This is a genomic window from Pelagibacterium lacus, from assembly GCF_003345525.1.
GTDB lineage: Bacteria > Pseudomonadota > Alphaproteobacteria > Rhizobiales > Devosiaceae > Pelagibacterium > Pelagibacterium lacus.
In genome coordinates, this window is sequence record NZ_QQNH01000057.1 from 1 (window position 1) to 2,535 (window position 2,535).

The 2,535-nt window shown below is 56.5% G+C and carries 3 protein-coding genes and 1 pseudogene; 3 read left to right on the top strand and 1 reads right to left on the bottom strand.

Translation table 11 applies throughout. From position 1 onward, the window contains the following. The 3 genes and pseudogenes from DVH29_RS15965 to DVH29_RS16825 form a co-directional block, all read left to right on the top strand. Positions 1–176, top strand: a pseudogene (locus tag DVH29_RS15965) (IS630 family transposase); the annotation flags it as partial. Positions 177–225: 49 nt separating this feature from the next. Continuing rightward, on the top strand, positions 226–615 hold the full coding sequence (locus DVH29_RS15970) for a hypothetical protein (protein WP_147276151.1): 390 nt from the start codon (positions 226–228) through the stop codon (positions 613–615). Then, a complete protein-coding gene (locus tag DVH29_RS16825) occupies positions 615–962 on the top strand; it encodes a ubiquitination-like system serine protease family protein (protein ID WP_114647179.1) in 348 nt (115 codons plus the stop codon). Before DVH29_RS15970 ends, DVH29_RS16825 begins: the two co-directional genes overlap by 1 nt. Positions 963–1,087: 125 nt before the next feature. Here DVH29_RS16825 and DVH29_RS15980 read toward each other — a convergent pair whose 3' ends face one another. Continuing rightward, positions 1,088–2,335: an SIR2 family protein gene (locus tag DVH29_RS15980; RefSeq protein ID WP_158541710.1), complete on the bottom strand. Its 1,248-nt coding sequence runs from the start codon at positions 2,333–2,335 to the stop codon at positions 1,088–1,090. Between the last annotated feature and the right edge of the window lie 200 nt (positions 2,336–2,535).

Consider the following 2,535-nt stretch of genomic DNA (forward strand, 5'->3'; position numbering starts at 1 on the left):
TCGTCGACGAGACCTGGATCAAGACCAACATGGCCCCGCTACGCGGCTGGGGACCGAGAGGCAAGCGTCTGCGCGGCCACTGGAAGACGCTGACCTTCCTCGGTGCCCTGCGTTGCGACCAACTGACGGCACCGTGCGTCTTCGACGGGCCGATCAACGGCAGATGCTTCCACGCCTAGCCGTCGCCACCGCCGGGTCGTGGCCTACCATATCGGCGATCAGGGCGTGCGCAGCGCCATCGCCATCTATGGCCTGGCCAAACAGGCCGTCGGCCAGATCGGCGCCATCTTCACCGATGCCAACTCCTGCTATCATCTGGCCTTCGCACGGATCGGGGCGAACGAACCCCATTGGCAGACCAAGGCCGAGACCCATCTGATCGAGTCTTCAAACGCCTCGTTCCGCGACATGCTGGAGCTTATCGCTCGCACCTTTCCCTTCAGGCACGATGCCAATGAGCTTTATGCCAGAACTACCTTCAGCTTGGCGGCCGCCGAGGAGGATTACACTCCAGAAAGCGATTTCGATCGCGACACCGATACAGAGTTGGCCCGCGGCGAAGAAGAGCCATTGTTGGGCATTCCCGCGCTTGGCAGGCCAAAGGATGGCAAGTGATGGATCTACCTCGTTGGGTTCATCCTCTGTGGGATCGGTTCGGCCCCGCCCGCCGCCTGCAGACTGTCATCGGAGACGAACTGCCCTCTTCCATGCCGTTCAGGGATCTGGTGCTCACTGTCGACGACGGCGAAAGCTGGAGCGTAGGCATGAAGTGTCCATGTCGCTGTGGGGCTACGATAGAAATGCTCATCGCCGATGGCGCGAGGCCGCGGTGGGACATTGTCGCCGATGCCAAGGGACGGCCTACTTTGCAGCCATCAGTTTGGCGAAATGCAGGATGCAAATCGCATTTCTGGGTGCGTACGGGCCGGATTGTCTGGTGCGGCGAATCTGAAGCGGTGTAGGCCTCAGGCTCTGCAACTACAGACCATATTGTGGCGAATGGTTTGGGTTGCGGCGGCGTCCAAACGCCTTGCCACCTCGAAGTTGGCACTGCCTTTTGGGTCAAAGCACTGTTGAAGTAGGCTGACTAAAATGGATCAGGAACGGCCGGTGACAGAGATATGCACTCTTTTGCAAATGCGCTGAAACTGCCCTGATAAGTGATCACCGTGGGCTGATCCAATGTGACCATTGATGGAAACACGGCTTCCAGCGTTTTGCGCTTCTGGCTGTTTTCGTTGATGTCGATGTAGAAAATGTATTTGCCGAAACCGTCTTCTGGCTCTTCAGCAAACTGACGGATGAAGAACCGGAGCAGAGCGTCATCCTCTGGCAGACTGTATCCGACGATCACAAGGACCATGCTTTCCCGCATCAACCGCACCACCTTCGGGAATATAGTCCGGAAGTATGGATCTGAATAATCCTGCTCGCGCGAAGCGAGCATGACGATAGGAGGGTCGCCAATTATCGAGGACGGCGCCCGCTGGCTATAGTCGAGGATGTAGTCGCTGCCGCGCCGCAAAATCTCGAAGCCGCCATTGATTTTGAGCAGATGCTGGGTGAGCCAGTGTTCGTGCACCGGCGTATTGTTGGGACCGTCGACGATCTGGATCGGCGTGAACCCCCGGTACGAATAAAGGAAATGTGAGTCGTCGGGCGACAGGACATTGTCGAGGATGGTCTCAATCACATAGTCGTAGTTGGTGGTAACAAAGTGGGTGCGCACCCCTTCCGCGAAACCCGTTGAGCCATCGGTCTTGGCAAGGAGATTGCGAAAGAAGCCGACAATTTCAAGCTGCTCGACAGTCGGGTTGTCGAGAGGGAACTTGCTGGCGGCCGGATCGAAGTAGTTGAGCTGCGTCAGCTCGTTGTAGCGATCAACAATTGCTGCCCTGAGGGCTCCACGGAACATGGCGATGTTCTGTTCGTCGACATAGCGGGACCGGACGTCGGGATAACGCTCATACATATCCATCTGGTAGATGATCTGGCGCAGCTGGTCTGGCGTGATCCTCGAGAGTGAATCAAGACCAAACATTCGCGACAACACGCCAATATTGGCCACCTCTTCCATGACCTCGGTCTTCAGCGAGAAGAGCTGCGACCCCACCGGAGCATTGGGGTCCCATGATTTTGAAAACCCAGCGCCTGCGAAAAAGGTGACGTTTGTCAGGCGCTGCGCCGCCGCATTCGGTCCCTGTCGATAGTCGAACTGCTCGACCAGAGACATGAAAAGCTGCGCTGCATCCGACACTTTGGGTGCGGCAGGCTTTTTAACCTTCGACTTTTTCGGCTTAGCCATTCGCAAGACCTCAACGATACCACCGACCATTGTAGACATGGGGTCCCTAACAACCGCCAAAAGCCGAAGTGGATCGAAAATTCCCATCAACGGTATTTCGGTGAACCCATGCGCGCTCTATTGTTGGCGCGGCCGTAAACTGTACAGTTGCGTTAGGTTCAATCGACATTCAGGATTCAATTCTGTCGGGGAGTGTGATTCATGGGTTTCCAGATTCAATGATCTGGAGG